Origin of the sequence: Streptomyces sp. RG80 (genome assembly GCF_040446465.1) — a bacterium.
Classification (GTDB): Bacteria; Actinomycetota; Actinomycetes; order Streptomycetales; family Streptomycetaceae; genus Streptomyces.
The window spans coordinates 711,346-734,416 of the sequence record NZ_JBEAAJ010000004.1; the positions used below are offsets into that span (position 1 = coordinate 711,346).

Here is a 23,071-nt window from a genome sequence, read left to right on the forward strand (position 1 = left end):
TCCGACGTAACGCAGTACTGCATATAACAGGGGGCGGCGAAACGGCGGACGCCGCAGACCCCAGTCCCTTCAGTTATCGATGAAAGGAAATCCGGTGGCACAGAAGGTTCAGGTCCTTCTTGTCGACGACCTCGACGGCGGCGAGGCGGACGAGACCGTGACGTTCGCGCTGGACGGCAAGACGTACGAGATCGATCTCACGACTGCCAATGCGGACAAGCTCCGTGGCCTTCTCGACCCTTACGTGAAGGGCGGTCGTCGTACCGGAGGCCGCGCTGCGGGCGGTCGCGGAAAGGCGCGCGCCACTTCCGGCGGCAGCCAGGACACCGCGCAGATCCGCGCGTGGGCGAAGGAGAACGGTCTCGAGGTCAATGACCGCGGCCGTGTTCCCGCGTCCATTCGCGAGGCTTACGAGAAGGCCAACGCCTGAGCGCGACCCTTATGGACAGACGGGCGGCTGAGCGCACGCGCGCAACCGCAGGCGGTGACACCACGTCGCCACCGTGTCCAGCAGCCTTACGAGATCGGGGGCGTCCCCACCGCCCCCCAAGGCCGACAGCGTCGGCAGCGAGACCTCGGTCTCGCGCCCCGGCACGGGGGGTCGCAGCCAGACGGCGGCCCCCCGAGGCGCACCGGAGCGACCCGCAAGAGTCGGTCGCGATCCGGTAGGACCCGGCTCGGCGAGACCTCGCGCGCCGGTCGCCCCGGGCAGGAGAGCACGTCGTACGACGTCGGTGGGCGCCCCCGGGCCGGGGGGCGGCGGCGCGTCCATGAGCCCGCCCTCGCCGAGCGTCCGCAGATCGAGCGCCAGCGCGCCCCACTCCAGCCAGTCCAGCACTCCGGGCACCTCCTCCGCGCTGCCCGCCGCCAGCAGCAGCCGCATCCGGTCGCCCTGTACCGCCACCGGAGAGCCCGGCGCCAGGTGGCGCAGCCCGGCCCCGCCCGCCTCCAGCGGCACGTCCAGGACGTCGTAGCACGGGCCGACGCAAAGCCGTAGGGGAGATCCTGGGCCTGCGGGCACCGTCGGCCACCCCAGTTCGTTCTCGTACCACCGGCGGACCTGATCGCTCGATTCGAGCGGCCGGCGGGGGAAGGGGACCGTGGTGACCGGGGGGACTGTGCCAACCATGCCAAGTGCAACCGCCGAAAGGGCGCCCGAGTTACGCTGGGTGTTCCCATGATTGCGCAGAGTGCTGGAAGAGGGGGCGTTCGGGGGTGTGGCGAGGCGCAAGGTTGTTCGCCCGTAGCGGAGGGAACCGGTGCGCGCGGCATGGAGTGTCAGTCCCAGCGGGTAAGACATCCCTAGTGGGAGGGGGCGACACGCAGGACAGGACGTCTCACGTTCGCCATCGGCGTACTGGAGGTAGGGGTAACTGCCTGGCCTGCGGGAACATCGTCTCGCACCATCAGGTTGGAGCAGATGTCGGCGTTCGGGGTCAGGAGGCCATCGACGGTGTCGGCAGTTGGAATGAGCGGTCCCCGCTTGCGGGACTAAGCTGCGGAAGGACAGGGAGGGGAAGTTCCCCCCACTGCCTGACCGCTCTGAGGAGCGATTAACGATGTTCGAGAGGTTCACCGACCGCGCGCGGCGGGTTGTCGTCCTGGCTCAGGAAGAAGCCCGGATGCTCAACCACAACTACATCGGCACCGAGCACATCCTCCTGGGCCTGATCCACGAGGGTGAGGGTGTCGCCGCCAAGGCCCTTGAGAGCCTCGGGATTTCGCTCGAGGCGGTCCGCCAGCAGGTGGAGGAGATCATCGGCCAGGGCCAGCAGGCCCCGTCCGGGCACATCCCCTTCACCCCCCGTGCCAAGAAGGTCCTGGAGCTGTCGCTCCGCGAGGCCCTTCAGCTCGGCCACAACTACATCGGCACGGAGCACATCCTGCTCGGCCTGATCCGTGAGGGCGAGGGCGTCGCCGCCCAGGTCCTGGTCAAGCTCGGTGCCGATCTCAACCGGGTGCGGCAGCAGGTCATCCAGCTGCTCTCCGGCTACCAGGGCAAGGAGACCGCCACCGCCGGCGGGCCTGCCGAGGGCACCCCCTCGACGTCCCTGGTCCTCGACCAGTTCGGCCGGAACCTCACCCAGGCCGCTCGTGAGTCCAAGCTCGACCCGGTCATCGGGCGCGAGAAGGAGATCGAGCGGGTCATGCAGGTGCTGTCCCGCCGTACCAAGAACAACCCGGTCCTGATCGGTGAGCCCGGCGTCGGCAAGACCGCCGTCGTCGAAGGTCTCGCCCAGGCCATCGTCAAGGGCGAGGTGCCCGAGACCCTCAAGGACAAGCACCTCTACACCCTCGACCTCGGCGCGCTGGTCGCCGGCTCCCGCTACCGCGGTGACTTCGAGGAGCGCCTGAAGAAGGTGCTCAAGGAGATCCGCACCCGCGGCGACATCATCCTGTTCATCGACGAGCTGCACACGCTGGTCGGTGCGGGTGCCGCCGAGGGCGCCATCGACGCCGCTTCGATCCTGAAGCCGATGCTGGCCCGCGGTGAGCTCCAGACCATCGGTGCCACCACGCTGGACGAGTACCGCAAGCACCTGGAGAAGGACGCGGCCCTCGAGCGCCGCTTCCAGCCCATCCAGGTCGCCGAGCCGTCCCTGCCGCACACGATCGAGATCCTCAAGGGTCTGCGTGACCGGTACGAGGCTCACCACCGTGTCTCCATCACGGACGAGGCACTGGTCCAGGCCGCGACGCTGGCCGACCGTTACATCTCGGACCGCTTCCTGCCCGACAAGGCGATCGACCTGATCGACGAGGCGGGTTCCCGGATGCGCATCCGCCGGATGACGGCTCCGCCGGACCTCCGCGAGTTCGACGAGAAGATCGCCGACGTCCGCCGGGACAAGGAGTCCGCGATCGACTCGCAGGACTTCGAGAAGGCCGCGTCCCTGCGCGACAAGGAGAAGCAGCTCCTCGCCGCGAAGGCCAAGCGGGAGAAGGAGTGGAAGGCCGGCGACATGGACGTCGTCGCCGAGGTCGACGGCGAGCTGATCGCCGAGGTCCTCGCGACCGCCACCGGCATCCCGGTCTTCAAGCTGACCGAGGAGGAGTCCTCGCGTCTGCTGCGCATGGAGGACGAGCTCCACAAGCGGGTCATCGGCCAGGTCGACGCCGTCAAGGCGCTGTCGAAGGCGATCCGTCGTACGCGCGCGGGTCTGAAGGACCCGAAGCGTCCCGGTGGTTCGTTCATCTTCGCCGGCCCGTCCGGTGTCGGTAAGACGGAACTCTCCAAGGCTCTGGCGGAGTTCCTCTTCGGCGACGAGGACGCGCTGATCTCCCTCGACATGTCGGAGTTCAGCGAGAAGCACACGGTCTCGCGTCTCTTCGGTTCGCCTCCCGGATACGTGGGCTACGAAGAGGGCGGCCAGCTGACCGAGAAGGTCCGCCGCAAGCCGTTCTCCGTCGTCCTCTTCGACGAGGTCGAGAAGGCCCACCCGGACATCTTCAACTCGCTGCTGCAGATCCTGGAGGACGGTCGTCTGACCGACTCCCAGGGCCGGGTCGTGGACTTCAAGAACACGGTCATCATCATGACGACCAACCTCGGCACCCGGGACATCTCCAAGGGCTTCAACCTGGGCTTCGCGGCCTCGGGTGACAAGAAGACCAACTACGAGCGCATGAAGAACAAGGTCTCGGACGAGCTCAAGCAGCACTTCCGGCCCGAGTTCCTCAACCGCGTCGACGACGTGGTCGTCTTCCCGCAGCTGACCCAGGACGACATCCTCAAGATCGTCGACCTGATGGTGGGCAAGGTCGACGAGCGCCTCAAGGACCGGGACATGGGCATCGAGCTCTCCCAGTCCGCCAAGGAGCTGCTGTCCAAGAAGGGTTACGACCCGGTGCTGGGTGCGCGTCCGCTGCGTCGCACCATCCAGCGCGAGGTCGAGGACACGCTGTCGGAGAAGATCCTCTTCGGCGAGCTGCGTCCCGGTCACATCGTGGTCGTCGACACGGAGGGCGAGGGCGAGACCCAGACCTTCACCTTCCGCGGCGAGGAGAAGTCGGCTCTGCCGGACGTCCCGCCGATCGAGCAGGCGGCCGGTGGAGCGGGGCCGAATCTGAGCAAGGACGCGTAGCCCTTCGGGGATTGCGCGGAAGAGGGGCCGCCCTGGGACTTCGGTTCTGGGGCGGTCCCTTTTTGGTGTTCAGTTCAGCTCGATCTCGGCGCCCGGGAAGAACGCGGCGAAACGGGAGGACTCTCTGGGGTCGACCTGGAGGGTCACCGTGCGCAGGCCTGGTAGGCGGGGCGCCAGGGCGGACAGGTCCTCGTCGCCGTATATCCAGGTGATTCGCAGGGTCTCGATGCCGGGTAGTTCGGGCATGATCGCGAACGAGTGAGGAAAGTCCCGGACAAGCGCCGCGTTCAGATGGAGTCGGTGCAGCTCGGGCAATTCGGTGACCGCCATCCAGTCCGTGTCCGTCAGTTCAGCGGTCAGGGAGCCGAGGCTGAGCGAGCGGAGGCCGGACCAGTGCTGCAGTCCGCGCAGACCTGTGGTGTCGGTGGTGTTCCTGCCCAGGAAGAGAGTCTCCAGCGGTGCGTCGACCGGCAGGCTCTCGGTGAGATCGATGCCGGGCAGCTCCTGTGTCAGGGAGAGGCGGCGGAGGGACCGGAGCGAGCGGAGCCCGGCGACGTCGGCGACCTGATTGCAGCTGAGACGGACGAGTGGCAGCTCGGAGAGCCGGTCCAGCCGCGTGGCCGGGCACTCCGTGAGCCACACCTCGCGTAGGGAGCGGAACGGCAGCAGGACACCCGCATCGACGAGGTGGGGATTGTTCTGCAGCTCGATACCCGTCACGGCCTCCGGACGCGGCACAGCGGCCGACAACTGCTCGATCCGGTGGGGGCCCCGAAAGGACAGGCCGTGCCAAGGGCGCATGGTGGCGATGGCCGCGCGCTCCTCGGCCGACTCGCAGTTGAGGAAGAGGTCCGTCCGATCCAGATGGTCCAGGACCTCAGTGGCGTATTCCACGGTGTCGAACCGATGCCAGGTCCCCACGAGCTGGCGCCGCACGTCGAGGTCGCGGTGGTCCCGGAACCGGCGCAGCACCGCCAACGCTCCCTCAGGCTCGTCCCGGCCGAGAACCGAAGCGGTGACGACGACGTTCCTGGCCTGTTCGGGGGTGAGATCCGCCGGACCCGGCAACAACTCCAGGACCAGCGGGCCGCCCGCCGCCGCCAGTGTCTTCGCGTCCTCCGTCGACCACGGTGGGATCAGCTCGACCGCCTGCGAGTCGACCTCCAGTCGCACATCCGGAGCCAGGGCTGTCGCATGCTCAAGGCAGGCCAGTGCCAGCAGGGTCAGTCGGGAAGTCCCGCGGGACAGCAACTGCCGTAGCAGGAAGGCCCGTTCCCGCGGCCGCGCATGCGCCACCGACAGCCGGATCACGTCCTCCCACTGGGTGTCGTCCGCATGGCTGAGCAGGACGTCCAGGTGGCCCTCCTCCACCGCGTACCGCGCCCCCAGGTAGTCCTGAAACGTACGGTGGACGAAGTCCACGACGGCCTCGGCCGGTTGGCGCAGCAGGCCGCTGCGCAGGAGCAGGGTCCGCAGTACCGCCCCCGCGTCCCCCGGCACCGCGATCGACGGCAGGCATCGCTCCACGATCCCCTCGGCCGTCTCGACGTCCATCTCCGTGCGGCCGCTCAGGACCAGCGCGTAGGCCAAGCGCTGGAGCACCTCCAGCTGGGCCTCCTCGCCGAGCTCCGTCCCGTCGAAGGTGCCCATGCCGCGCTCCCGGTCCCGTCGGGAGAGCAGCATCGTCAGGGCCGCGTCGTACAACTCCTTGCGGCCCGTGGGGAGGTAGCCGCGGCGTTCCCGGTGCAGGGCGCAGATCAGGCCGCACATGAGGGGGTTGGTGGCGAGGCGGGCGAGGTCGCGTTTGGTGCGGAGGGAGTCCAGGAGCGGGCTCTCGAACTCCGGTGCCTGCGCCGCCGTGTGCCAGCGTCGTACGAACGTGGTCACCTCGGTGCGGCGCATCGGGGCCAGGGACAGTTCGCGGAACCCCTCGGAGGCCAGCCAGTCCGCGCGTACCGCGGTGGGGCGGGAGGTGAGGAGCCAGTGGTTGCCCGGGAAGGCCTGGATGAGGGACTGGAGCCAGTCGCGGGTGCGGTTGCGGTCGGCCGACGGGATCTCGTCCAGGCCGTCGACGAGGACCAGGCCCCGGCCGGCTGCCAGAACGCGTTCCGCCCAGCCCTCCGGCGGGCTGAGCGGGCAGCTCACCGCCTTCAGGAAGTCCGCGGGTGCGGGCAGGGCACCGGCGCGGACCAGTGTGCGCAGCGGGAGGACGTACGGAATGCGGGCCCCCTCACGTGCCGCCGTCACCGCCAGCCACTGCACCAGCGTCGTCTTGCCCGAGCCCGCGTCGCCGCGCAGCAGGACCCTGTCGTGGGTCAGCAGAGCGTCCTCGGCGGGGAGTTGGACGGTCACCGGGCCGCCGGGGCGTTCCTCCGGCAGGGCTCGCTCATCGGCTGTCGTCGCCTCCAGGCTCAGATACGCCACTTCGAGAGGCCAGCGGTCGGGGGAGTCGCGCAGGTCGATGCCGTAGATGGTGATGTGGTTGTGGTGGCCGGCGATGTGTGTGAGGTAGCGGCGTTCGAAGGTGCGGTCCGGGGCGCCGGGGCGGGGCGTGCGGGCCGTCAACTCGTCGATCTTCGCGATCAGTTCGGTCTGGCGGCGGGTCTGTTCGACGAGCGTCCGCGCCACGAACGTGGACCGGCGGGTGAAGAAGTCCAGGATGTGGAGGCAGGCCCACTCGGTGGCGGAGTCGAGGAAATAGCCGGCGTCGGTGGAGAGGCCGACGGGTGGGGGTGCCTGGTCGCGGAGTTCCCGGGCGAGGTCGCGATGGCCCAGGCGTACGGCTTGGACGTCGTCCATGTCGAGGTCGCCGAGGGCGAGGAGGCGGGCGGTCAGGGCGTCGACGACCGAGGGTTCCTCGTCGGCCGGGAAGGGCGGTTCGCCCGGGGAGTCCGTCGCCGCGCCGACCAGCCGTCGGGCCAGCGCGCGGACCTCCTTCTCGCCCAGCGTGCGCTTCTCGCCCCGGAAGGAGACCAGGGCGGTCAGACGTACGGGCTTGTCGACCAGGCCCGCTCCCGGGGCGTCCGGCACGAAGAGTTTCCGTACGAGGGAGGCCACCAGGCCGGACGCGAGCTTGCTGCCGAGTACCGCCGGATCCATCCGCCCCACCCCCGTGATCGCGCGAACGAGGGTGAGGCTACCCGGAGTTGAGGGGGAGAATCAGGACAGCTGGCCGTCGTAGTCCGGCAGCTTGTACGTCTTCTCGGCGTGGCCGCCCGACAGGTCGGTGGCGCTGTTGCCGATGTTCGCGATGATCGTGTAGCCCTTGTTCTCGATGGCGACGCGCTGGGCCGTCTTGTAGGCGGCGACGTCCTTGAAGAGGTCGACGAAGCTGCGGACGTAGAGGCCGGAGACCTCGTAGCCGACGTGCTCGAGGTTGTAGTCGGTGAACGAGTAGATGATGCCCGGGCGGGCCGTGACGAAGAACAGGGATACGCCGTGGTCCTGGGCGTACTCGGCCACGTCCAGGACCGGCTGGTTGGCCGGCTGGGGATAGGCGAAGCCGAAGTCGGTCTCCAGGGTGGTGTTGTCGATGTCGAGGACGATGGCCTGCTTCTCGCCCGGCTTGGCCGCGGCGATCCGCTGCTTCAGGTACGGCAGCGCCTGGTTCATCACCGCCTGGCAGTCCTGCTGCCAGGTGGTGTAGTCGACGTCTTCGGTGGTCGCGGCGTCGGCCGGGGCGGCCAGTGACACGAGGGCCGCCGTGGATACGGCGGTGACGGCGAGGCGGCGCACCAAGGGGCGTCGGTTCGTCATGGGTGGGGGTCCTCTCACGTCATTAACACTGCCGTTGTCGGGTGCATGCTCGTTGGCGTGGGTGGCGCGAGGGGAACCGTAGGGTTACTGGGGGGTAAGTGCCAAGAGGTGTGCGTCACATGAATTCGGAATCGGGGATGCGGAGATCCTGGGCGCCGGTGACATGACGCACAGGCGATTTGTCCGTTACTAGGGCTAATAGTGGAAAGTGCTACCCGGGCAAAAGGGACGTTTCTCACGCAATCTCGGAGCCGGTTCTGCCGTCTTGGGTTGATTCATTCCAGATGGGGCCTCTGTCAAGAACCGGGAAGTTTTCCGATGAAGTACTAGCTTCCGTCGTAGATAGGTGGTTTGGGGCTTTCGGGCGCTCGGGGTTACCAAGGGATGCCCCATCCGGCAGCCGTCTGTGCGCCGGGTGGTTTTCGATGTCCCCGTCCCCATGAGGTTCCGATGTCCCAGCGCGTCCCGTCCCGCTCTTCCCGTACGTCCCTGCTCCGCTCCCGTGTGGCCGTGGTGGCCGCCGGCCTGGGGGTCTCGGCCGTGCTGGGGACCGGAGTCGCGGCCGCCGCCGGCACGAGCGGCGCCGCCTCCTGGATCGACCCGGTGAAGAAGTACAAGCTCAGCGCGAGCTTCGCGCAGGCCGGTGCCATGTGGCAGTCCACCCACAGCGGTCAGGACTTCGCCGTGTCCAGCGGCACCAAGGTCTTCGCCGCGCACGGCGGAACCGTCGTCAAGGCCGGCGGCAACGGTGCCGGTGACGGGTCGGCGTACGGCAATGCCATCGTCATCAAGCACGGCGGCAAGACCTACTCGCAGTACGCCCACCTCTCGCGCATCGACGTGAAGGTCGGCCAGGTCGTCAAGACCGGTCAGCGCATCGCCCTGTCCGGCAACACCGGCAACTCCAGCGGTCCGCACCTGCACTTCGAGATCCGTACGACCGCCAACTACGGGTCCGCCATCGACCCGGTCGCCTTCCTGCGCTCCAAGGGCGTGACCGTCTAAGCGGTGCCGGTCGCTCCCCGGTGGGCCTGCGCCACCAGGTCCAACGCCACTTCCAGGGCCGCCTTGCGCTTGTCCTCGGCCTCGCCGGGGAGGTCCTGGAGGAGGAACATCCCGGCGTGCAGGGTGAAGATCGCGCTGGTGTAGCGGACCTGGTCGACCATCCGCGCCGCTGGGTCGATCATGATGTCCCGCAGGCCCTGCATGCGCTCCTTGAAGGTCTCGCCGACCCGGAGCTCCCGAACCGTCGCCTGGTTCTCCTGCATGAAGCGGAACAGGGGGGCGGCGTCGGCGAGGATGTCGCTGTAGCGCCGTACGATCTCCTGCTTCGTCTCCAGCGTGTGGGGCTGGCGGCGGCCCCACTCGATCAGGTCGAGGATGGGCTGGGTCAGATCGTCGAAGATGCTGACCAGGATCTCTTCCTTGGTCTTGAAGTGGTAGTAGAGCGCCGCCTTGGTCACGTCCAGCGCCTCGGCGATCTCGCGCAAAGACGTCTTCTCGTAGCCCTGCTCGGCGAAGAGGTCGAGGGCCACGTCCTGGATGCGCTGGCGGGTGTTCCCGCGCCGTCGCTGCTTGGTGCCGTCCATGGTGCCGCCCATCCTCCGTGAAGCCCTTGGCTTTGAATAAAACTTACTTGACGCCCGGCTAGTTACGGGGCTACCTTCCCCAGTGTAGTTAACTTGCCGGGCGGCAAGTAAGTGGCTGGGGGAGTGGGAATCATGGCGGACACGCAGGCAGCGGCCGTACCGGAGGCCGACAAGCAACCCAGGAGCGTGCGGGTCGTCCTGCTCGCCCTGATGATCACGATGATGCTGGCGATGCTCGACAACATGATCATCGGCACCGCGATGCCGACGATCGTGGGCGAGCTGGGCGGGCTCGAACACCTCTCGTGGGTCGTGACGGCGTACACGCTGGCCACCGCGGCCTCCACCCCGCTGTGGGGGAAGCTCGGTGACATGTACGGGCGCAAGGGCGTCTTCATGTCGTCGATCGTGCTCTTCCTCATCGGGTCGGCACTGAGCGGCATGGCCCAGGACATGGCGCAGCTCATCGGGTTCCGGGCCGTGCAGGGACTCGGCGCCGGTGGTCTGATGGTCGGCGTCATGGCGATCATCGGCGACCTCATCCCGCCGCGGGAGCGCGGCAAGTACCAGGGCATGATGGCCGGCGTCATGGCGCTCGCGATGATCGGCGGACCGCTGGTCGGCGGCACCATCACCGACCACTGGGGCTGGCGCTGGGCCTTCTACATCAACCTGCCGCTCGGTGTCGTCGCGCTCGCCGCGATCAGCGCCGTGCTGCACCTGCCGAAGAAGCGGGCCAAGGCACGCATCGACTACCTCGGCGCCGGGCTGCTGACCGTCGGCATCACCGCGATCGTCCTGGTCACCACGTGGGGCGGTACCGAGTACGCCTGGACCTCCGCGCGGATCATGGAGCTCATCGGCATCGGCGTGGCCGCGCTGATCGGGTTCGTGTTCTGGCAGACCAAGGCCGCCGAGCCGGTGGTGCCGCTGCACATCTTCCGCAGCCGCAACTTCACGCTGATGTCCCTCATCGGCTTCATCACCGGGTTCGTGATGTTCGGCGCGACACTGTTCCTGCCGCTGTACCAGCAGTCCGTGCAGGGCGCGTCCGCGACCAACTCCGGGCTGCTGCTCCTGCCGATGCTCGGCGCGATGCTCGTGACCTCGATGGTGGCGGGACGGGTGACCACCAACACCGGCCGGTACTACGTCTTCCCCGTCCTCGGCAGCGCCCTCATGATCGTCGGGCTGTACCTGCTGTCGACGATGGACACCGGCACCTCGCGCGTCACCTCCGGTGTCTTCATGGCCGTCGTCGGGCTCGGCATGGGCTGCCTGATGCAGATCACCATGTTGGTCGCGCAGAACAGCGTCGAGATGAAGGACATGGGCGTCGCGTCCTCGTCCACGACCCTCTTCCGCACCCTCGGCTCCTCCTTCGGTGTCGCGATCATGGGCGCGCTGTTCAACAGCCGGGTCCAGGACGTCATGACCGAGCGGGCCGGGGCGATCGGGTCCAAGGTGACCGAGCAGTCCGCGCAGCTGGACGCGGCGAGCCTGGCGAAGCTGCCGGAGGCCGCCCGCGAGGCGTACCAGCACGCGGTGTCGGCCGGCACCCACTCCGCGTTCCTGCTGGGAGCCGTCGTGGCGGTGCTGGCGCTGGTCGCGGCGGTGTTCGTGAAGGAGGTTCCGCTCAAGGGGGCGGGGCCGAAGACCGACGAGGAGAAGGCGGCGGAGCAGGCCTCGGCCCCGATGGCGGTCGCCGAGGCCGTCTGACCCCACCCGCCCTTCTCGAACGAACCGAAGGCCCTCCGGCGGTGTCCGCCCCGGAGGGCCTTCGCCGTACCTCCTGTCGGTGCCGCGTGTCACCATCGGTCCCATGGACAGGACCCGGCAGCTGCGCCTGGCCAAGGACGCCATGGACCGTGACTGGGCCGACCCGGAGCTCGACCTGGGGGCGGTGGCCGCGCACGCCGGGTACTCGCGCTACCACTTCCTGCGGGCCTTCAAGGAGACCTACGGCGAGACGCCCGGCCAGTATCTGACCCACCGGCGCATCGAGCGGGCCGAGGAGTATCTGCGCGGCGCCGACCTGTCGGTGACCGAGATCTGCCATCTGGTGGGGTTCAGCAGCCTCGGCACCTTCTCCGCCCGCTTCAAGACACGGACCGGGCTGACGCCGAGCGAGTACCGGGCGAAGCATGTGGGGCGCGGGGCCTCGCTGATCCCCGGGTGCTACGCGCTCTTCTGGGCCGGCGGCTTCCCGCGCAAGGACCGCAACTCCGAAGAAGCGCCCTGACGCCGGCCCTGCCTACCGTGGCGTTGCGAGCCCCCGACGACAGGAGAGCAGAGCCATGATCAAGGGCCTGGGCATCACCACGGTATGGACCTTCGACCAGCAGCGCACCAAGGCCTTCTTCACCGAGAAACTCGACTTCGAGGTGCGGGACGACATCTCCATGGGCGACATGCGCTGGGTCACCGTCGGCGCCAAGGACCAGCCGGGTGTGGAGCTGGCGCTGATGAGCCTGGACGGGCCCGGGCTCGACCCCGAGTCGTCCGAGGCGCTGAAGAAGCTGGTGGGAAAGGGCGTCATCGGGGCGGGGGCCTTCCGTACCGATGACTGCCGGGGGGACTACGAGACCTTCCGGGCCCGCGGGGTGGAGTTCATCCAGGAGCCGAAGGAGCGGCCGTACGGCGTCGAGGCGATCTTCCGTGACGACAACGGCAACTGGTACTCGCTGACCGAACGGAGCGAGGAGCTGGACTTCTCGAAGCCGTTCTGAACGGCGGATGTATTCGGTTGCCGCGGCGGGGAGGGCTACGGCTTCGGCTGCCGCGGCGGGGACGGCCACGGCATCGCCTCCGTGGGGAACGGCACGGCTACGGCTTCGGTGCCCCGGCAGCACGGCTACGGCCCGGCCGCCTCCGTCGGGAACGGCCACGGCGTCGGTCGCATCCGTAGGCAACGGCTACGGGCCGGGACTTCGGCCGCCCCCGTCGGAAACAGCTGCGGCATCGGCTGCCGCGTCGGGAACGGCGCCGCGGCAACCGTCGCCCCGTCGGGAACGGCGCCGCAGCGTCCGCCGCCCCGTCGGAAACGGCTACGGCATCATCGGGTAGCTTCCCGTGTTCGTCGGTGCGTGTTCCGGTAGCCACAGCACGGCTACCGCGCCCTCCGCCGGTATGCCGTCGGGGGCGCCCGCGGGGCGGATGTTGCGGAAGGTGAGGCGTGCGCCCAGCACTCTCGCCTGGCCGGCCGCGATGGTCAGGCCGAGCCCGTGGCCGTGGCCCGCCCGGTCGCTGCTGCCGGTGCGGAAGCGGCTCGGTCCCTCGGCGAGCAGGTCCTCGGGGAACCCGGGGCCATGGTCACGGACCCGGATGACGCGGCCCTCGACGGTGACCTCGATGGGCGGCTTGCCGTGCCGGGCGGCGTTGGCGAGCAGGTTGAACAGCACCCGCTCCAGGCGCCGCGGGTCGGTCGTGACCATCGACTCGTGCACCACCCGGACCGCGATCTCCGGGTCCTTCGCCGCCACCCGCCGGGAGATGAACTCGCCGAGCAGGATGTCCTGGAGCTCCGCCCGCTCGGACGCGCTGTCGAGACGGGCCACCTCCAGGACGTCCTCGACGAGCGTGCGCATGGCCTTCGCCCGGTCCAGGACCAGCTCGGTCGGCCGGCCCGGCGGCAGCAGCTCGGCCGCGGTCAGCAGCCCCGTCACCGGCGTCCGCAGCTCGTGCGCGATGTCCGCGGTGACCCGCCGCTCCGCCTCCAGACGCTGCTCCAACGCGTCCCGCATGGCGTCCACGGCGCTCGCGAGGTCGTCGGTCTCGTCCCGTACGACCCCGCCGATCGCGTCCCGCACCCGCACATCGGTCTGACCGCCGGCCACCTCGTTGGCGGCGGCCGCGGCCTTGCGCAGCCGGCTCGACAGCCGGCCGCCGATGAGCACGCCGAGCGCGCTGCCGCCCAGGACGACCGCGATGGAGCCGATGACCAGCGCCTGGTCGAGGTCCTTGAGGATGTCGGTGCTGCGGTCGGTGAACCCGGTGTGCAGGGACAGGACCTTTCCGTCGGACACCGGCACGGCGGCCCAGATGTCCGGCACACCGCGCGGCCCTTCCGTGACGTACGTCGCCCGGCGCCCCTGCTCGACCATGTCCCGCAGTGGCGGCGGCAGCGCCGAGTCGCCCTTCTTGACGCCGGGGAAGTTCGCCCGCCCGGTCTTCTCGTAGTTGTTCTGGGCGATCTGGATGCGCTCGTCCGCGAGGTCGCGGGCGTTGTCCAGCATCGAGACCCGGGCCGCGTTGTGCACGACCAGGCTCAGCGCGATCGCGACCAGCGCGCCGACCAGCGCGATGGCCGCGCTGAGCTTCCACCTGATGCCCGTACGAAGGCCCGTACGCTCCAGTCGCGCCGGGACCAGGCGCCGCAGTGTCCCCCGCATGTCCGCCCCGCTCAGGCTTTCAACTTGTAGCCGAAACCGCGGACCGTCTCGATCCGGTCCTGGCCGATCTTGGTGCGCAGTCGCTGCACATGGACGTCGACGACCCGGGTGTCACCGCCCCAGCCGTAGTCCCACACCCGCTCCAGGAGCTTGTCGCGGGACAGGACGGTGCCCGGCGCGGAGGAGAACTCCAGGAGCAGCCGCATCTCGGTCGGGGTGAGCGCCACCGGCTCCCCGGCCCGGCGCACCTCCATGCCCTCGGTGTCGATCTCCAGCTCGCCGAAGGTCAGCACGCCGCCGTCGGTCGCCGCGGCGGAGTCCTCGCCCCGGTCGCCGCCGCCCGCGTGCCCGAAGCGGCGCAGTACCGCGCGGATACGGGCGACCAGCACGGCACCGTCGAACGGCTTGGTGACGTAGTCGTCGGCGCCCGCCTCCAGGCCCAGCACCACGTCGATGGAGTCCGCGCGCGCCGACAGCATGATCACCGGCACGGTCGACTCGTCCCGGATGCGCCGGCACAGGCTGACGCCGTCCAGCCCGGGGACCATGACGTCCAGCAGGGCGATGTCGGGGCGGTTCGCGCGGAACGCCTCCAGGCCCGACAGTCCGTCGGGCATGGCGGTGACCGCGAAGCCGTCCCGCTCCAGGGCGAGCTGGGTGGCCTCGCGGATGACGTCGTCGTCCTCGACGAACAGAACGTGGGTCTGGTCTGCCATCCCGCTGCTCTCTGTCCTCGTGTCGCTGTCGGTTACGGATATCGGGTCGGTGCCGATGAGGGGTCTCGGGTTGTCGCTGTGGGGTCTCGGGTTGCCGATGAGGGTCTCAGGTTGCTGTCGACAGGTGATCGGATCGAGGGCCCCGATCGGTTCACTCCGTCGAAGGGACCGGCGAGGGTGCCTGCGAAGGGACCGCCGACGGCTCGGGACCGAGGTCGCCGAGCTCGTTGTGCATGAACCGCCATTTGACGAAGCGGCCCGCCGTCCACCGGTAGGTGATCACGTCCTCGCCGGACGGGCTCGACACCGAGTCCCCCTTCTCGTACACCTGTTTGCTCACGACCAGATTGCCGCCGCTGTCTATCTCCGCGTACACCGGGGACTCCTCGGCGCTGAACACATTCTCGTACGCACCACGCGTCTCGCGATACACATACGAGCCGACACCGACGCCGTCGCCGCAGGTCAGCACGTTGACCACGACGTCGTCCGTGGAACCTCCGGTGAGGTCGCCGTGGGCCACGTCGACCGGGTACTCGTCCGCGACGCAGGGCTTGAGGTCGTCCTTGACCTCCGCCGAGACCATCGGGTCGTCCTGGACCAGCTTGGCCGCCTCCGCGTGGGTCAGCGAGGCCGAGCGGGTGTCGGAGGGCACGCCCGAAGGAGCGACGACGGGGGCCTCGGAGGGTGCGGTGCCCGCCGCCATGTCGCTGCCGGCCGAGGAATCGGCGAAGGCCGGGCCCTCGTCACGGGCCCCGGTGCCACCGGTGGCGCAGGCGGAGACGAAAAGGGCGAGGGCGGCGAGTACGGCCAACGCCGTCATCGCCGCCTGTAGGGTGCCCCGGCCCCGTGAGGGCGCGTCGGTCAGGCCGCCGTGCAACGCTCCCGCTCCTCACGCTCCAGCGCGCGTGCGTCCAGATCGCGGCTCTCCAGCTCCTCACGGAGCCGGGCGAGGGCCCGGTGCAGCGTGCTCTTGACCGTTCCGGCCGACATGCCGAGGGCGGCGGCCGTCTCCTCCGTGGACATCTGCTCCCAGTGTCGCAGCACGACGACACTGCGCTGCTTCGGGGCGAGCACCTTCATGACGTCCATCAGCAGGGCGCGGTCCGCGTGCTGGTCGGTGGCGTCGTCCACCGAGGCGTCCGGGAGCTGCTCGGTCGGCACCTCCTCCAGCTTGCGGGCCCGCCACCACTCGGTCCGGGTGTTGATCATGACCCGGCGCAGGTAGGCGTCCGCGAGCCGCTTGTCGGCGATGCCGTCCCAGCGGTGGTACGTCCGGGCCAGCGCCGTCTGGAGCAGGTCCTGGGCGTCGACCGGGTCCGGGACCAGGCGACGGGCGCTGCGCAGCAACGCGTCCTGCCGGGTACGCACGTACTCCTCGAACTCGAGCACCTCGCCCTGCGCCATGATCGACCGCCTCCATCCCCGTTTCCGACCCGCCCGCTGCCGGTTTTTCATTGCCTGTGTGCCGCGGTCCTGCGGTACGCCAATGAAGCTACGGAGCAGTTGTCACGGGGCTGTGCGGAGCAGCGCGCGGCCAGCACTCGGCTGTCCGTCGGTTGTGTAACGGAAGCAGGAAAGGGGTAAACCGGCGCACCGATTAGCGCCGGTTCAGGGTGATTTGGCAGTGTGATGCGCCGTCGTTACGTCAACGGCAGCCGATACAAACCACCGGGAAGGGGCTCGACCAGTCCGTCCGCGACCAGTCCGTCGAGCGCCCGCGCCCGCTGCACCGGCTCGTGCCACACCCGGTCGAGCGCGGCCTGCGGCACGGGCGCGTGGGCCTCGCGCAGGACGGCGAGGAGCTTGCCGCGGACCTGGCGGTCGGTCCCGGCGTACGTCTGTCCGCGCCGCGGCGGACCGTCGTGCTCCGGCTTGCCCGCGAGCCGCCAGGCGCACTGGGCGGCGATCGGGCAGCGGTGGCAGGACTCGTTCTTCGCGGTGCACACCAGCGCGCCGAGCTCCATGGAGGCGGCGGCCCAACGGGCGGCCGTCGACTCCTCCTCGGGCAACAGGGCGCGCGCCAGCTTGCGTTCGGCGGCGGTGGTGGCGTTCGGCGGGTACTGCACACCGGCGACGGCCCGCGCGAAGACCCGGCGGACGTTGGTGTCGAGGACGGCGTGCCGCTGCCCGTACGCGAAGGAGGCGACCGCCGCGGCCGTGTACTCCCCGATGCCGGGCAGCGCCAGCAGCTGGGCGTGGTCGGTCGGTACGTCGCCGCCGTGCCGTTCGGTTATCGCCACGGCCGCCCCGTGCAGCCGCAGCGCACGGCGTGGGTAGCCGAGCCGGCCCCACGCGCGCACGGCCTCGCCGGGGGCCTCGGCCGCGAGGTCGGCGGGGCGTGGCCAGCGGGCCAGCCACTGCTCGTACACCGGCAGGACCCGGCTGACCGGCGTCTGCTGCAACATGAACTCACTGACCATCACCCCCCAGGGACCGGCCTCCGGGCGCCGCCACGGCAGATCGCGGGCGTGCTCGTCGAACCAGTCGATGACGGGGGCGTGGAGGTGCTCTCCGCCGGGGGATCCGTCGAGGGATCCGGAGGGGGCGTCGGAGGGGCTGTTGTACGGGGGCTTCGTGGGCGCAGTCATGGCCTTCCGATCCTGCCATGCGCGAGAGGGGGCGCGGGGGAAGCGCCACCCCTCAGGGGTACGGCGGGGGGCGGTGTGCGGGGAGTGCGAAGGACCGCCGTCCCGGTCGTGGCCAGAGGTGCAAGGGCCGCGTTCGCGAACGCGTGGGGTGGGTCGTGGCGGGTCGCCGCTCGTCCATGTCCTGATCGTGCGCTGTACCCACGTAGGGGTGTCGTGTGCGAACGGGGCGTCTCCAAGTGCGCGGTCACCGAGGGTAGGTGGCGGGAAGGAAACCGTCACGGTCCGCGATCTTCAGGTGTCCGGCCCGACGGAGGGCGGGGCGGCGAGGGCCGTCTCCGGAATGATGATCCGGAAAAGTTGTCGCGCGCGGCGGCGGGTACGGGCGGCGAAGGCGCCGATCTCTCGTACAGTTTGCGCCGTGGGATCTCTGCGCAATCCGGTCGGGCCGCTTCCCTCCTCCATCTACTGGCGACGGAGGGCTGTCATGCTGTCCGTGCTGGCCGTGTTGGCCTTGCTGATCGCCTGGATCGTCTCCACGGGCGGCGGTGGTGGCAAGAACGGCGCCGACGGGACGAACGACAAGAATCCCTCGCCCTCGACCATCACGCCGGGACCGACCGGTTCGGGGCCGGCGATCAGTCAAGCGCCGGGCGGGCGCGACGAGTCGACGGAGGGCGGGGACTCCAGCGGGTCGGGTTCCGGCTCCGGCTCGGGCACCGACGACGGGTCCGGTTCAGGCTCCGGCTCCGATGACGGGTCGAGCTCCGGATCCGGTGCGGGCGGGTCGGACGGCGCGGCCGGTGGTGGCACCGGCAGCGGGGTCGGCAAGGACGACACGGTTCCCGCGGGCTCGACACTGCCCAACTGCACCGCCGGTGCCGTGAAGTTGACGGTGCGCAGCCTGCACAACGGCTACGGCCCCGGCGAGACGCCGACGCTCCTGCTGACCGCGGAGAACTCCTCCGGGAGCGACTGCAAGGTCGATCTCGGCCCGAAGAGCGCGGTGTTGACGGTCACTCAGGCCGCGGAGGACGACGAGTACTGGTCCTCCGCCGACTGCCCGAAGACCGCCGGGAACCTGGTGTTCCGGGTCGCCGCGGGGAGCAGCATCACCTACACCGTGAAGTGGGACCGCAAGCCGAGCGCGCCGGAGTGCGCGACGCCGGCGGCGGGGTCGGCCGGGGCCGGGACGTATCTGGTGGAGCTGGCGGCGCCGGGGTACGCGAAGGTGCAGACGTCGTTCGTGCTGGAGAGCGACTGAGGGGGAGCCGCACAGCGATACGGCCCCGCCCCCCTTCGGGGCGCTCCACCCCGCCCGCTCAGACGTACCGTTCCAGGATCGAGCTCTCCGCCAGTCGCGACAGGCCCTCTCGTACGCTCCGTGCGCGCGCCTCGCCGACCCCGTCCACCGTCTGAAGGTCGTCCACACTGGCGGCGAGGAGCTTCTGCAGACCGCCGAAGTGCTCCACCAGGCGGTCGATGATCGCGCCGGGGAGACGGGGGACCTTCGCCAGCAGACGGAAGCCCCGCGGAGAGACCGCCGAGTCCAGCGCCTCGGGGGAGCCGGTGTAGCCCAACGCCCGTGCCACCGTCGACAGTTCGAGGAGCTCGGCGTGGGTGAGGGCGTTCAGTTCGTACAGCGCCTCGTCCACCGTGCGGGAGCGCTTGGCCGTGGGTTCGGGGACGTAGTCCCGGACGACCAGCTCGCGCTCGGGCTCGACGCCGGCGATCAGTTCGTCGAGCTGGAGCGCCAGGAGGCGGCCGTCCGTGCCGAGTTCGACCACGTACTCCGCGATCTCGGTGGCGATACGGCGGACCATCTCGAGGCGCTGTGCCACCGCCGACACGTCCCGGACCGTCACCAGGTCCTCGATCTCCAGCGCGGACAGCGTGCCCGCGACCTCGTCGAGGCGGAGCTTGTACCGCTCCAGGGTGGCCAGGGCCTGGTTCGCGCGGGACAGGATCGCCGCCGAGTCCTCCAGGACGCGGCGCTGGCCGTCGACGTACAGGGCGATCAGGCGCATCGACTGGGAGACCGAGACGACCGGGAAGCCGACCTGCTTGCTCACGCGGTCCGCCGTACGGTGCCGGGTGCCCGTCTCCTCCGTCGGGATGGTCGGGTCGGGCACCAGCTGCACGCCCGCCCGCAGGATCTTCGATCCGTCGGTGGAGATCACGATGCCGCCGTCGAGCTTGCACAGCTCACGCAGGCGGGTGGCCGTGAACTCGACGTCCAGGACGAAACCGCCCGTGCACATCGGCTCGACGGTCTTGTCGAAGCCGAGCACGATGAGCCCGCCCGTGTTGCCGCGGAGAATCCGCTCGAGGCCGTCGCGCAGGGCCGTGCCGGGTGCCACGGCGCTCAGTGAGGCGCGCATCAGGCCATCGGCACCGGAGCTCCCACCGGACTTTCCGGGAGCTGCTGCCCGGTCGTTGGCTGCCACTGCTCTCCTCCGGTCGCGGGGTCTTGGGCGCTCCCGTTTCGCACATTCGGTTCGTACGGACGGGCGAGACCAGGGCAAAGTCTACCGGCGCTCCTCCTCGTCCCGTGGGGCCTCTCGCCGACGCGAGCGCGGAAGGACCCTCAGAGCGTCTCCTATGTCGGCGACTTCCAGGACCTTCATGCCCGGAGGGATCTTGCCCGGGTCGCCCGGCACGAGTGCGTGGGTGAAGCCCAGACGGTGTGCCTCGGACAGTCGGCGCTGGACGCCCGTAACCCGTCTGACCTCGCCCGCAAGGCCTACTTCGCCGATCGCGACGAGGTTCTTGGGCAGCGGGGTGTCGCTCGCGGCCGAGGCCAGGGCGAGGGCGATGGCGAGGTCCGCGGCCGGCTCGGAGAGCTTCACTCCGCCGACCGTCGCGGAGTAGATGTCCCGCTTGCCGAGTGCACTGATCCTGCCTCGCTGCTCCAGGACGGCGAGCATCATCGAGACCCGGGAGGTCTCCAGACCGGACGTCGTACGGCGGGGCGAGGGGATCTGGGAGTCGACGGTGAGGGCCTGGACCTCGGCCACCAGCGGGCGGCGGCCCTCCAGGGTGACCGTCAGACAGGTGCCGGGCACCGGTTCGTCACGACGCGTCAGAAAAAGTCCACTTGGGTCGGTGAGGCCCGTAATGCCCTCGTCGTGCAGTTCGAAGCAGCCGACCTCGTCCGTCGCCCCGTAGCGGTTCTTGACGCCACGGACCAGGCGCAGGCGCGCGTGCCGGTCGCCCTCGAAGGAGAGCACCACGTCCACGAGGTGCTCCAGCAGGCGCGGGCCCGCGATGGCGCCGTCCTTGGTGACATGGCCCACCAGGAGGGTCGACATGCCGCGGTCCTTGGAGGCCCGGATCAGCGCGCCCGCCACCTCCCGCACCTGGGCCATGCCGCCGGGGGCGCCGTCGATCTCGGGGGAGGCGATCGTCTGCACCGAGTCGAGGATCAGCAGGGACGGCTTCACCGCGTCCAAGTGGCCGAGGACGGCGGCCAGGTCGGTCTCGGCCGCGAGGTACAGATGGTCGTCGAGGGCCTTGATGCGGTCGGCGCGCAGCCGGACCTGGCTGGCGGACTCCTCGCCCGTGACGTACAGCGTGCGGTGCTCGTCGCTCGCCGACTTGGCCGCCACGTCCAGCAGGAGTGTGGACTTGCCGACGCCGGGCTCGCCCGCGAGCAGCACCACCGCGCCGGGTACGAGGCCGCCGCCGAGCACCCGGTCCAGTTCGGGCACGCCGGTGGAGCGGGCGGTGGCCTGGCGGCCGTCGACCTGGCCGATGGGCAGGGCGGAGGTGGTGACGCGGCCCGGGGCCGTCGTACGCACCGCGGGCGCGCCGTACTCCTCGACCGTGCCCCACGCCTGGCATTCGGGGCAGCGGCCGAGCCACTTCGCCGTCTGCCAGCCGCACTCCGTGCAGCGGAAGGCGGGTCGGTCCTTGGCGGTCTTCGTACGGGCAGCCATGCACGAACCGTAACGGGCGACACTGACAATGCCGGTCGACGGCCATGAGCGCCTGACATTAACCGGCCACCGACGTCAAGAACAGGCCACGGAATCCAGGGTTCCTGTCCCCTTATGAGGGATCGTTTCACCCGTACGGAGTAAAAGTGCTCAAGGGGGAAGAAGGGGCGATCGCAGGCGCCCTACGGTCCACGGGTGATGAGCAGCAGTCCGGAGACCTCGACCCGCACCACCGGCGCGCACCGGGCGCAACGGGAGGCGCGTGACCGCGGTGCGGCACGCACGCTGGCGCAGCGCACGCCGGCGCGCTACGAGCCGTATCTGGACGGTCTGTTCACCTACTGCCTGTCCGTGCTGTGCGACCACGACGCGGCCGGCGCCGCCCTCGGCGACGTCCTCGCGCTCGCCGAGCGCCGCCGCGGTCCGGAGGCGGCCGGGGACCGCCGGGCGTGGCTGTACGCGCTGGCCCGCTGGTCCTGTCTGCGCAAGCTGGCCGAGGCCAAGCAGAAACGTCAGGCCACCCACGCGGCGGGCCGCCACAGCACCGCACAGCAGGCCGCCCCGCCCGTCTCCGAGGAGGTCCAGGAGGAGCGCCGGCGTGAACTCGCCCTGCTCGCCTGGCCGGAGGCGGCCGGAACCACCCCGGAGCAGCGCGAGGCGCTCGAACTCGCCGTACGCCACCACCTGGCCGCCCACGAGGTCGCCGCCGTGCTCGGCATGGACCTGGCCGCCACCCGCGAGCTGCTCGCCTCCGCCGCCTGCGAGGTCGAGCGCACGCGCGCGGCCCTCGCCGTGGTGGAGACCGGCAACTGCCCGAGCGTCGCCCGCCTCACGGGGGACCACCAGCTGGTGCTCGGCACGGCCGTGCGCCGCGAGCTCGTACGGCACGTCGACGACTGCCCGCAGTGCCGCCGCACCGCCGAACGCGCGGTCGTCGGCCGCTGGCCCGGCGCCATGATCACCCCGTCCGAGCTACCGGTCCTGGCGGCCCCGCGCGCGACGCTGCACGTCGCCATGGCGCACTTCTCCCGCGCGGCGGCGCCCCGCTTCGACCGCCGCGGCTTCCCGATGGATCCCAAGGACCGCGCGGCCCGCCGCGACCGGCTACGCGCGCGTGCCGTCACGACGACGGTCGTCGCCACCGTCGTCGCCGCCCCCGTGCTCGCCCTCTGGGCCGCCTACCGGGGCACCCCCGCCGCCGAGGGCGCCGAGGGCCGCTCCGCCACCGCGAGCGAGGCGCACGGCCCCGACAGCCTGAACGGCGAGACCACGGGCGGCGGCTACGAGAACGCCGGCAACGCCAGCGCCCAGCCCGCCGACCGCTTCACCAAGGGCACGAAGCCCGACGTGTCGGTGAAGGTCATCAGCGTCGCCGGAGCGGGCAAGAAGGGCGCCGGACATCTGGAGGTCGCGGCCGGCAACAGCGGCGACACCACGCTGATCACCCTCACCGCCACCGGCGACGCCCCGGTCCGCTGGTCCGCGAGCACCGGCGCCGCCTGGCTCTACCTCAGCCAGTCCGCGGGAACCCTGGACCCCGGCGAATCGTTGACGATCAAGGTGTACGTCGACCATCTGCGCGAGCCCTCGGGCTACTGGAGCGCGCGGGTGGCCGTCTCACCCGCCGGCGCCGTCGTCTCCATCGAGGGCTACGGCACCGCGCCCGCCCCGACCGACCCCGGCACCCCCGTCGATCCGCCCCCGTCCACCCAGGACCCGGATCCGACCCCCACGACCTCGGCCCCCACGGACCCCACCCCCAGCGATCCGCCGCCCTCGACGTCCGAACCGGACCCGACGCCGACGGATACCACCCCGTCCGACCCGGCGAGCTCACCGCCACCGCCCAGCGACAGCGGCGACCCGAGCCCGTCGACGTCGTAAGCCTGGTGGGCTTCCCAGGGCGGGTCCGGCGGACCGGGCCGCCTGTGAGAAACGGGTGCTGCTCGGCGGACCGGACGTCGCGACGCCGGCGTCCTCTGCTCCGACAGGATGCGGGCCGGCCGAA

General features: G+C 70.3%; 19 protein-coding genes. 8 read left to right on the top strand and 11 right to left on the bottom strand.

Going from position 1 to position 23,071, the window contains the following annotated elements:
• Positions 1-94 precede the first annotated feature (94 nt).
• A complete protein-coding gene (locus ABKA17_RS17400; protein WP_171147385.1) occupies positions 95-430 on the top strand; it encodes an Lsr2 dimerization domain-containing protein in 336 nt (111 codons plus the stop codon).
• Positions 431-439: 9 nt separating this feature from the next.
• On the opposite strand, the gene ABKA17_RS17405 is transcribed toward ABKA17_RS17400, so the two are convergent.
• Positions 440-1,129: an SCO3374 family protein gene (locus ABKA17_RS17405; RefSeq protein WP_353692954.1), complete on the bottom strand. Its 690-nt coding sequence runs from the start codon at positions 1,127-1,129 to the stop codon at positions 440-442.
• A 430-nt stretch (positions 1,130-1,559) separates the two neighbouring features.
• Between ABKA17_RS17405 and ABKA17_RS17410 the strand changes: the two genes are divergently transcribed.
• On the top strand, positions 1,560-4,085 hold the full coding sequence (locus ABKA17_RS17410) for an ATP-dependent Clp protease ATP-binding subunit (protein WP_353692955.1): 2,526 nt from the start codon (positions 1,560-1,562) through the stop codon (positions 4,083-4,085).
• 69 nt (positions 4,086-4,154) lie between these two features.
• Here the strand turns inward: ABKA17_RS17410 and ABKA17_RS17415 are convergent, their stop codons facing one another.
• Both ABKA17_RS17415 and ABKA17_RS17420 read right to left on the bottom strand, forming a co-directional pair.
• Positions 4,155-7,184, bottom strand: a complete 3,030-nt coding sequence (locus ABKA17_RS17415; RefSeq protein WP_353692956.1) for an NACHT domain-containing protein — start codon at positions 7,182-7,184, stop codon at positions 4,155-4,157.
• Between the two features lie 60 nt (positions 7,185-7,244).
• Complete coding sequence (locus ABKA17_RS17420) at positions 7,245-7,841, bottom strand: HAD family acid phosphatase (RefSeq protein ID WP_353692957.1); 597 nt, start codon at positions 7,839-7,841, stop codon at positions 7,245-7,247.
• A gap of 450 nt (positions 7,842-8,291) precedes the next feature.
• Here ABKA17_RS17420 and ABKA17_RS17425 point away from each other — a divergent pair, with 450 nt between their 5' ends.
• Positions 8,292-8,846, top strand: coding sequence for a M23 family metallopeptidase (locus tag ABKA17_RS17425; protein WP_353692958.1), 555 nt, complete (start codon positions 8,292-8,294; stop codon positions 8,844-8,846).
• Here ABKA17_RS17425 and ABKA17_RS17430 read toward each other — a convergent pair.
• Entirely contained in the window at positions 8,843-9,442 is a 600-nt protein-coding gene (locus ABKA17_RS17430; protein WP_353692959.1) for a TetR/AcrR family transcriptional regulator, read from the bottom strand. The genes ABKA17_RS17425 and ABKA17_RS17430 overlap by 4 nt on opposite strands.
• Before the next feature lie 120 nt (positions 9,443-9,562).
• Between ABKA17_RS17430 and ABKA17_RS17435 the strand changes: the two genes are divergently transcribed.
• The 3 genes from ABKA17_RS17435 (at position 9,563) to ABKA17_RS17445 (ending at position 12,159) form a co-directional block, all read left to right on the top strand.
• Positions 9,563-11,149, top strand: coding sequence for an MDR family MFS transporter (locus ABKA17_RS17435; protein WP_353692960.1), 1,587 nt, complete (start codon positions 9,563-9,565; stop codon positions 11,147-11,149).
• 103 nt (positions 11,150-11,252) lie between these two features.
• Positions 11,253-11,672, top strand: a complete 420-nt coding sequence (locus ABKA17_RS17440; RefSeq protein WP_353692961.1) for a helix-turn-helix transcriptional regulator — start codon at positions 11,253-11,255, stop codon at positions 11,670-11,672.
• A gap of 55 nt (positions 11,673-11,727) precedes the next feature.
• Positions 11,728-12,159, top strand: coding sequence for a VOC family protein (locus tag ABKA17_RS17445; RefSeq protein WP_353692962.1), 432 nt, complete (start codon positions 11,728-11,730; stop codon positions 12,157-12,159).
• Positions 12,160-12,477: 318 nt separating this feature from the next.
• Here ABKA17_RS17445 and cseC read toward each other — a convergent pair whose 3' ends face one another.
• From cseC to ABKA17_RS17470, 5 genes are all read right to left on the bottom strand, one after another.
• A complete protein-coding gene (gene cseC / locus ABKA17_RS17450) occupies positions 12,478-13,821 on the bottom strand; it encodes a two-component system sensor histidine kinase CseC (RefSeq protein ID WP_353692963.1) in 1,344 nt (447 codons plus the stop codon).
• An 11-nt stretch (positions 13,822-13,832) separates the two neighbouring features.
• Positions 13,833-14,537, bottom strand: a complete 705-nt coding sequence (cseB, locus tag ABKA17_RS17455; RefSeq protein ID WP_353692964.1) for a two-component system response regulator CseB — start codon at positions 14,535-14,537, stop codon at positions 13,833-13,835.
• A gap of 151 nt (positions 14,538-14,688) precedes the next feature.
• Entirely contained in the window at positions 14,689-15,417 is a 729-nt protein-coding gene (locus tag ABKA17_RS17460; RefSeq protein ID WP_502994259.1) for a hypothetical protein, read from the bottom strand.
• Positions 15,402-15,944: a SigE family RNA polymerase sigma factor gene (locus tag ABKA17_RS17465; RefSeq protein WP_353692965.1), complete on the bottom strand. Its 543-nt coding sequence runs from the start codon at positions 15,942-15,944 to the stop codon at positions 15,402-15,404. Before ABKA17_RS17465 ends, ABKA17_RS17460 begins: the two co-directional genes overlap by 16 nt.
• A gap of 236 nt (positions 15,945-16,180) precedes the next feature.
• Complete coding sequence (locus ABKA17_RS17470; protein ID WP_353692966.1) at positions 16,181-17,128, bottom strand: HhH-GPD family protein; 948 nt, start codon at positions 17,126-17,128, stop codon at positions 16,181-16,183.
• A 418-nt stretch (positions 17,129-17,546) separates the two neighbouring features.
• Here ABKA17_RS17470 and ABKA17_RS17475 point away from each other — a divergent pair, with 418 nt between their 5' ends.
• Complete coding sequence (locus tag ABKA17_RS17475) at positions 17,547-18,389, top strand: hypothetical protein (RefSeq protein ID WP_353692967.1); 843 nt, start codon at positions 17,547-17,549, stop codon at positions 18,387-18,389.
• Between the two features lie 58 nt (positions 18,390-18,447).
• Here ABKA17_RS17475 and disA read toward each other — a convergent pair whose 3' ends face one another.
• Both disA and radA read right to left on the bottom strand, forming a co-directional pair.
• Positions 18,448-19,572 carry a DNA integrity scanning diadenylate cyclase DisA gene (gene disA, locus ABKA17_RS17480; RefSeq protein ID WP_353692968.1) on the bottom strand — a complete coding sequence of 375 codons (1,125 nt, stop codon included), beginning with the start codon at positions 19,570-19,572 and terminating at the stop codon, positions 18,448-18,450.
• An 81-nt stretch (positions 19,573-19,653) separates the two neighbouring features.
• On the bottom strand, positions 19,654-21,063 hold the full coding sequence (radA, locus tag ABKA17_RS17485; RefSeq protein ID WP_353692969.1) for a DNA repair protein RadA: 1,410 nt from the start codon (positions 21,061-21,063) through the stop codon (positions 19,654-19,656).
• Between the two features lie 198 nt (positions 21,064-21,261).
• Between radA and ABKA17_RS17490 the strand changes: the two genes are divergently transcribed.
• Positions 21,262-22,947: a BACON domain-containing protein gene (locus ABKA17_RS17490; RefSeq protein ID WP_502994260.1), complete on the top strand. Its 1,686-nt coding sequence runs from the start codon at positions 21,262-21,264 to the stop codon at positions 22,945-22,947.
• The last annotated feature ends 124 nt before the right edge of the window (positions 22,948-23,071 follow it).

What these genes read in the sequence shown, in the direction of transcription:
- cseC (WP_353692963.1), bottom strand. Translation starts at nt 13,821, where the DNA reads ATGCGGGGGACACTGCGGCGCCTGGTCCCGGCGCGACTGGAGCGTACG.
- ABKA17_RS17470 (WP_353692966.1), bottom strand. Translation starts at nt 17,128, where the DNA reads ATGACTGCGCCCACGAAGCCCCCGTACAACAGCCCCTCCGACGCCCCC.
- ABKA17_RS17465 (WP_353692965.1), bottom strand. Translation starts at nt 15,944, where the DNA reads ATGGCGCAGGGCGAGGTGCTCGAGTTCGAGGAGTACGTGCGTACCCGG.
- ABKA17_RS17490 (WP_502994260.1), top strand. Translation starts at nt 21,262, where the DNA reads ATGAGCAGCAGTCCGGAGACCTCGACCCGCACCACCGGCGCGCACCGG.
- ABKA17_RS17415 (WP_353692956.1), bottom strand. Translation starts at nt 7,184, where the DNA reads ATGGATCCGGCGGTACTCGGCAGCAAGCTCGCGTCCGGCCTGGTGGCC.
- ABKA17_RS17420 (WP_353692957.1), bottom strand. Translation starts at nt 7,841, where the DNA reads ATGACGAACCGACGCCCCTTGGTGCGCCGCCTCGCCGTCACCGCCGTA.
- ABKA17_RS17440 (WP_353692961.1), top strand. Translation starts at nt 11,253, where the DNA reads ATGGACAGGACCCGGCAGCTGCGCCTGGCCAAGGACGCCATGGACCGT.
- cseB (WP_353692964.1), bottom strand. Translation starts at nt 14,537, where the DNA reads ATGGCAGACCAGACCCACGTTCTGTTCGTCGAGGACGACGACGTCATC.
- ABKA17_RS17435 (WP_353692960.1), top strand. Translation starts at nt 9,563, where the DNA reads ATGGCGGACACGCAGGCAGCGGCCGTACCGGAGGCCGACAAGCAACCC.
- ABKA17_RS17405 (WP_353692954.1), bottom strand. Translation starts at nt 1,129, where the DNA reads ATGGTTGGCACAGTCCCCCCGGTCACCACGGTCCCCTTCCCCCGCCGG.
- ABKA17_RS17410 (WP_353692955.1), top strand. Translation starts at nt 1,560, where the DNA reads ATGTTCGAGAGGTTCACCGACCGCGCGCGGCGGGTTGTCGTCCTGGCT.
- radA (WP_353692969.1), bottom strand. Translation starts at nt 21,063, where the DNA reads ATGGCTGCCCGTACGAAGACCGCCAAGGACCGACCCGCCTTCCGCTGC.
- ABKA17_RS17445 (WP_353692962.1), top strand. Translation starts at nt 11,728, where the DNA reads ATGATCAAGGGCCTGGGCATCACCACGGTATGGACCTTCGACCAGCAG.
- ABKA17_RS17430 (WP_353692959.1), bottom strand. Translation starts at nt 9,442, where the DNA reads ATGGGCGGCACCATGGACGGCACCAAGCAGCGACGGCGCGGGAACACC.
- ABKA17_RS17425 (WP_353692958.1), top strand. Translation starts at nt 8,292, where the DNA reads ATGTCCCAGCGCGTCCCGTCCCGCTCTTCCCGTACGTCCCTGCTCCGC.